The sequence below is a fragment of the Mycobacterium sp. genome, assembly GCF_044370595.1.
GTDB lineage: Bacteria > Actinomycetota > Actinomycetes > Mycobacteriales > Mycobacteriaceae > Mycobacterium.
Genome location: NZ_JBILVF010000175.1, coordinates 1 through 6,630, shown reverse-complemented (window position 1 = coordinate 6,630; position 6,630 = coordinate 1). Strand labels below are relative to the sequence as shown.

At 68.6% G+C, this 6,630-nt stretch carries 5 protein-coding genes and 1 pseudogene; 2 read left to right on the top strand and 4 right to left on the bottom strand.

What is annotated here, in order from left to right:
* Positions 1 to 897 (top strand): annotated as a pseudogene (locus ADBZ5N_RS16530) (septum formation family protein); the annotation flags it as partial.
* 14 nt (positions 898 to 911) lie between these two features.
* Positions 912 to 1,262: a metallopeptidase family protein gene (locus ADBZ5N_RS16525; protein WP_526259273.1), complete on the top strand. Its 351-nt coding sequence runs from the start codon at positions 912 to 914 to the stop codon at positions 1,260 to 1,262.
* Between the two features lie 16 nt (positions 1,263 to 1,278).
* On the opposite strand, the gene ADBZ5N_RS16520 is transcribed toward ADBZ5N_RS16525, so the two are convergent.
* Genes ADBZ5N_RS16520 through ADBZ5N_RS16505 form a run of 4 tightly spaced genes read right to left on the bottom strand, consistent with a single transcriptional unit; the run spans position 1,279 to position 6,282 of the window.
* Positions 1,279 to 3,180 (bottom strand): zinc ribbon domain-containing protein, encoded by a 1,902-nt coding sequence (locus ADBZ5N_RS16520; RefSeq protein WP_526259271.1) that lies wholly within the window; start codon positions 3,178 to 3,180, stop codon positions 1,279 to 1,281.
* The gene (locus ADBZ5N_RS16515) at positions 3,177 to 4,778 is read right to left on the bottom strand and encodes a S53 family peptidase (protein WP_526259269.1); all 1,602 of its coding nucleotides are present in this window, start codon (positions 4,776 to 4,778) and stop codon (positions 3,177 to 3,179) included. The genes ADBZ5N_RS16520 and ADBZ5N_RS16515 overlap by 4 nt, the downstream gene beginning before the upstream one ends.
* 14 nt (positions 4,779 to 4,792) lie before the next feature.
* Entirely contained in the window at positions 4,793 to 5,071 is a 279-nt protein-coding gene (locus tag ADBZ5N_RS16510) for a hypothetical protein (RefSeq protein ID WP_526259267.1), read from the bottom strand.
* A 41-nt stretch (positions 5,072 to 5,112) separates the two neighbouring features.
* Entirely contained in the window at positions 5,113 to 6,282 is a 1,170-nt protein-coding gene (locus ADBZ5N_RS16505; RefSeq protein ID WP_526259265.1) for a zinc ribbon domain-containing protein, read from the bottom strand.
* Positions 6,283 to 6,630: the final 348 nt, after the last annotated feature.

Below are 6,630 nucleotides of genomic sequence, written 5' to 3'. Positions count from 1 at the left end.
GACAAGGGGCCGTTGGGCACGGTGGTGCCCTCCGAACCGCTGGCACCGGCGATCAACTCCACCTTTGCCGAGGCGAAGACCGGATACTGCCTGAACTGGGCGGACAACGCCTTGGACGCGGCCTACATCGTCGACTGCAAGGACGACCACCGCTTCGAGGTGTCCGCAGCGGTCGATATGCGCGCCTATCCGGGCCTGGAGTACGGCCCCGACGCGGCCCCCCCGTCGCCGGCCCGCATCCAGCAGATCACCCTGGAGCAGTGCGAGCCGGCCACCGAGCGCTACCTGGGCCCCCGCTATGACCCCAACAGCAGGTTCAGCATCAGCCTGCTGTGGGCCGGCGACAAGGCGTGGAAGGCGGCCGGTGAGCGCCGCATGCTGTGCGGCCTGCAACTGAAGGGCCCGGGCAATCAGCAGCTGATGTTCAAGGGTCGGGTGGCCGAACAGGACCAGTCCAAGGTGTGGCCGCCGGGGACCTGCCTGGGGATCGATGTGGCGACCAACCAGCCCAACGACGCTCCGGTGGACTGTGCGGCGCCGCACGCCATGGAGGTCGTCGGCACGGTGAACCTCGCCGAACGATTCCCCGAGGGTCTGCCGTCTGATCGCGATCAGGACGAGTTCATCAAGGAGGTGTGCAACGACCTCACCGACGCCTACCTGGCGCCGGTGAATTTGCGGGACACCACCCTGACGCTCATCTACAGCACCGTGTCGCTGCCGAGTTGGACCGCGGGCAGTCGCCAGGTGTCCTGCAACATCGGGGCCACCCTGGGCAACGGCGGCTGGGCGACGCTGATCAACAGCGCCAAGGGCCCGCTGCTGATCAACGGCCAACCCCCGGTTCCGCCGCCGGCCATCCCGGAGGAACGGCTGAACATGCCGATGCCGGGTGACGAACCGGCTCCCTGATGCCGGTCCGGATGGATCCTGAGCGTTTCGAGGACCTGGTCTCCGAGGCGCTGGATCTCATTCCCCCCGATCTGGCGGCGGCGATGGACAACGTGGTCGTACTCGTCGCCGACCGCCACCCGCAGGATCCCGAACTGCTCGGTCTCTACGAGGGCATCGCGCTGACCGAACGGGACTCCAACTACGCCGGCGCACTTCCGGACACCGTGACCATCTTCCGGGAGAGCCTGCTGGAGATCTGCGACACCGAGCAGGACGTGGTGGAGGAGGTCGCCATCACCGTCATCCACGAGATGGCCCACCATTTCGGTATCGACGACGAGCGCCTACACGAACTGGGCTGGGGCTGAGAGTGATCCGGCCCGATTACCGGTCCGGATCGCCCCTCCACTGGAAACTGTTGACGTATTTGCCCATATCCGACGCGATCTCCAGATTGGCGCCGGACGGCGGACCGGGGCCGAAGTCGGGCCCGAAGGCGCGGTAGGGGCCGGTGGCGAAGGCCACCAGCGCGACATCGTTTTTGACCGCGGTCATCACCAGGATCCGCAGCCGGCTGTAGCTGGCCGTCGGGCTCTGCGGCCAGTCGTCGGCGAGCTCCCCGTAGCCGGGCTGATAGCCCACCATGGCGTTGGGAATCTCGTAGGCCACCTTGGCGTCGGGATGGGTTCGCTTGAGGATCGCCGCAGCGACCTGGCGTGCCGACCGCCCCTTGGCCGGCTCAGAGAACAGTTGCATGACCCCGCCGTCGCCGCCGGTGTAGGTCGCGGTGACACCGAAGTCGGTGGTCTGGATGGTGTACGCCGACCCCGGCGCGGGATAGGACACCGAGAAGCTGCCGTCAGCGGCGGTGAACCGGGGCAGCGCCATCACCGGCGTGCCACTGGGCGGCTTGCCGCAGTCCGGTGGGCACATGTAGTGGGCGATCTTGGGAGTGAGCAGCAGTCCCACCGTCCCGAGCACCACCGCGACCGCCATGACGGCGATTCCCCAGCGGCCCAACAGCCAACCGACGAGCGGCCGGCGCGGCGGCGGCGCGGTGTAACTCGCCGCGGGCAGCGCATAGCCGGGATAGGGAAGGACGTCCACCGCCGCAGACCCCTGGTCTGCCTGCGGACGCGACGCCCCCCGCCGTCGCCGCCGCGACTGCTGGGATGAGGCGCGGGTGGCCGCCCCGCACGCCGGGCAGAACGCCATGTCCGGAACGACGTGGGAGCAGTACGGGCACAGCACCGGCTCATCGGCGTCGATCGGGTCGTGCGCCTCGTGCAACAGAGCCAATTGCAGCGACAACCGCAATCCGAGCAGCACCGCGACGGTGATGGTCACGTGTGCGAGCACCATCGGGAGCTGCGGCACGCCGACGATGTCGACGACGCCGACGGCGGCGTGGGTGAGCAGTGCCGCGGCCGCCAGCAGGCCCAGCACCATCCGGACCCGACCCTCGTGATGGCCGGGGGGCCGGAACCACAGCGCGATCCCCACCATCCCGCCGGCCGCCGCCGCGCTGATCGGCACCGTGATCCCGCACAGGACGGCCTCGATCATCAGTCCCTTGACCGGCCGGGCATGCGCGATGAGCCCGGTGGCCACCTGTGGGGCAAGCCGGGTCAGGGTGGCTGCTGCGCTGAACGCCAGCGCCGCCAGCGCGCCGATCATGAAGCCGTCCAACGCTTCCCGGCTGCGGTCGGTGAAGAACAGCCGGATGACCAGCGTCGGGATCACCATCAGGACCATCCCCACCACCGGGATGATGAAGCCCTCCCGCAGCAGGTGGTGCAGTGCCACGCCGACGGACATCGGCAACCCGTAGTTGCGGGCGACCAGTTGACCACTCACCAGCACCCACAAGGCGCCCAGCAATCCCCCGAGCACGGCGGCCAGCACCAGTGACCGTCGGGGCAGGTCGCGGTCGGCGCCGGAGGCACGCAGGTAGAACCCAAACAGCAGGGGCAACCCCAGGGCTCCGACGGTGATCCCGAGGGCCGGCAGCCGCAGAATCGCCGAGATCAGCAGAGCGACGGTGGCGATGACCAGCGCAATCCGGAATGGGCCCCGTGACGGACTCGGCAGTTGCGGAAACAGCGAACTGGACAGATGTGGGACCAGCACCTTTTCGCTGGGTGCGGCGCTGAAGGTTCTGCGGCGCAGCCAAATCGGACTCTCGGAGGTCTGCGTCCCACCGTCGCAGCCGCACAGGCCGCAGAAGTTTCCGGCCGGCACATCGACCTGGCACCGGTCGCACTCCATGGTGGGCACCGTGATCACGGCAGCACCTTCTGCAGGACCAGCAGGTTGCGGGCCAGGTTGTCGACGTTGGGGGTGCCCAGGCCGGTGACCAGGTCGTAGCCCGGTCCGGCGACGGCGACCGCGTTGGCCCCCAGGACCACGTCGCGGAATGCCGGCAGCCGCGATCCCTCGGCCACCCGGTACAGCAATGGGTTGAGGTCACCGAGCAGTCGGCCGCCGTTCTCCACGAGGTACTGATTCATCACTGCGGCGAAGCCGGCCCAGATCGGGGCGGCCAATGAGGTTCCGCCACCGATGATCTCCTGCTGATTGAAGACGATTCTCATCCCGGTGAAGGGATCGGCGACTGCGGAGATGTCCGGTGTCAGGCGTTTTCGGATGCCGCCGTTGAGCGCCACCTGCCCCTGCCAGGCCGGCCGGTCGTAAAGGGCCGATACCCCACCCGCCGATCCCTGCGACAGTGGCGCGTCGAACCACGCCTGCTCGGACAGCCAGCCCCCGGTGGCGTCGGTAGACAGCGTGGTGCCGCCGACATTGGTCATCTCCGGCATCGAGGCGATCGCGTCCAATCCGACGTTGTCGGCGTGCGGCGGCGAGGACCATTCGTCGCCGCCCTTGCATTCCAGGCCCGCCAAGTCCCCGCTGGCGTCAAAGGCGCTGGTGCCGTTGGCGTGTGCCTTGGCCAGCGCGGCCCGTACGGGCACCAGGTCGGCTGCGGTGATCAGCTTGTCGCAGCCCCAGCCGATGGAGAAACTCCAGACCGCACCGGGGTAACGCCGGTCGGTGTCCTCCATCATCTCGGCGATCTTGCGGTAGGCCCCATCACCCTCGACCGTGGGCATGGCGTTGACGAGGACTTTGCGGGCGTCGGGAGCGATCGCGTGGGCGGCCTGAAGATCCATGGTCGCCTCGCCGCGGCGGTGCGGGGGCTGTCCGCCGACCACCTCCGGAACCAGCGGCGGCAGATTGTAGGCAGCGGTGAAGGTGTCGAAATCAGCTTGGTCGAAGCCGTCGAAGGCGAACACCACCACGGTCATCCCTTTGCCGGTGAAACCGGCCTCGCGCAGGGGCAGCGCGTTGTAGGTCCGCATCAGCGCATCCGGTGTCAGACCCTGGCCGGGCACCTCGGCCGGGAAGGGCCATCCCGGTGGCCGGGATTCCCGGTGCGGGGTGTAACCGAGGATCCGCCCCAGACCGGCGACCTCGTCGCGCAGTGCGGCCGGAAGGACGGGCTGTTCGGCGGCGGCGTAGAAGATCTGACCGCGCCGGCCGCGATAGTCGTGCACGTCCACCCCGAACGCCTCGGACACCGCCGCCGGCGCACCCTCGATCACGGCCCAGGCGTCGTCTTGACGCCACTGCACCGACAGGTGGTGGCGTTTCGCCCAGTGCTGCAGGCGATCCGGCCGACTCGGCCGGTGCAGAGCCGCGGTGAGCCGGATCTGCTGGGCACGCGCGGATCCCAGATCGGTGGAACTATCCAGCAGAGCGGCGTACGGACCGCCGATCCGCTGCGCGCCAGCAGGGTCGGCTGACTGCTGTGACCCGTCGCCGCCCACAGTCAGGCAGGCCGCGCCAAGGGCGGCGAGCAGTGCTGCGGTCAGTGGCCGGCGCACCGTGACCCGGCGGATCAGCCGCCGGTGATGACGTTGCCCGGAAGCGCGGTCGGTGCCGGCGGAGCCTTGACCGTCGGCGAGAACGAGTTGTTGCTTCCCGCGCCGACCTTCTTTTCAGTGGGCTGCGGGGCGTTGGACGACGGGGATGCCGGCGCGCTCGATGCCTTCGACGGGGCGGTGGTTTCGGCCGGCTTCTCCTTGGTGGCACTGCTGCATGCCGTCAGCGCACCCATACCGACGATCGCGGCGGCTCCTGCGGCCAGTCCCAGCTGACGCATCAATGTCGAGGCCATATCAGATCCCTACTTTCCGGGCCCGGAACGGGCCGTCTGAATCATACGTCTGCGCTGTTTGTTCCGGCTTGTCGCGTCGTCGGCGACGCACGAGTCCGGCGTCGCGCCGATCGCGACGAAGCCCGGGTCGCCGCCCCGCAGGCGGGGCAGAACGGCATATCGGGAACCACATGGCCGCAGTGCAGGCACAGCGTCGGCCGCCCGGTGAACGGGTCGGGTTCCTCATGCAACAGCGCCAACTGCAGACACAACCGGGCCGCCAACAGGGCGATCACCGTCATCAGGATGTGCAGGCCGAGTTGCGGCCACTTCGGCAGGCGCCAGGCGTCCACCACCCAGATCAGCGTGTAGATCACCACGACCAACACGGTGAACACCGACAGCGCAGCCCGGACGGCGCGCGGGTGTTCGTGCGCACGCCGACCCGGTTCGAACCACAGGACGATGCCGATCAGGCCTCCCACCGAGGCTGCCGTCAGTGGTGCTGCGATTCCGTAGAGCACCGCCTCGATGAACAGCCGCAGCGGTTTGACATCCCTGATCAGCCCGGCGACGAACTGCGGGGCCAACCGGGTGGTGGTCGCCGCCGCGGTGAAGCACAGCGAGCCGAGCGCACCGATGACGAAACCGTCGAGTGACTCCCGGGTGGCGGGCTTGAGGATGCGCACCGCGACGGCGGGCATGACCATCAGGATGGCTCCGCCCACCGAGATGATCAGCCCTGCTCCGATCAGGTCTTCCAGAACGAAACCCGCTGCCATCGGTATCCCGTAGGCCCGGGCGACCCAGTTGCCGGTCAGCCACACCCATCCCACCCCGAGTGCGGCCCCCAGGCCTGCCGACACCGCCAGTGCCCGCACCGGGATGTCCCGCCAAAGGCCGGCCTGCCAGAGGTAGAGCACGAACAGTACCGGAACACCCAGCGCCACAAGGGTTACCAACGGTCCGATCAGTCTGAGGACGGCGAACGCGACCACACCCAGCACGATCACGCCCATGCCGATCCGGAACGGGTTGCGGTAGATCTGTGGGAGCTGCGGAAACAGCGTGCTGCTCACCATCGGCAGCAGAACCCTCTCGGCGGGGGCGACGGCGAAGACGCGGGGCCGCAGCAGCGCAAGTCGGCTGTCGGCGCTGCCGGCTCGGCCGGCGCCGCAGTATCCGCAGAAGCGTCCGGCCGGAACCGCTGTGTGGCAATGACTACAGACCACGCTCGCGACACCGGTTGGGTCGGACGCGGCTGCCGGGAATGTCGTCATGGTTGAACCTGCGCTGAGCCTAGCGCAGCGCCGTACCTGCGGCGCGGCGCGGGAACAGCCCGCAGACACCACGGAACGCTGATCCACGACTGTGACCTTGAGATCGGGGGCCAAGCACCGCACTGCACCGCACTGCACTGCACTGCACCGAACCGGGATGCGCTCACCCCGAGGCGGTGCTGCACTGTGGATTTAGCCCATCGGGTCAGCGGCGCGCAATGCGTCCTCGACCGGATGTACATCCGGTCCGGGGGAGAACGGCGGCATCAGCGACCCCCATTGCACGCAGCTCCAGCGGCC

Excerpts from the sequence above, each read along its gene's own strand:
- ADBZ5N_RS16525 (WP_526259273.1), top strand. The coding sequence starts at position 912 with ATGCCGGTCCGGATGGATCCTGAGCGTTTCGAGGACCTGGTCTCCGAG.
- ADBZ5N_RS16510 (WP_526259267.1), bottom strand. The coding sequence starts at position 5,071 with ATGGCCTCGACATTGATGCGTCAGCTGGGACTGGCCGCAGGAGCCGCC.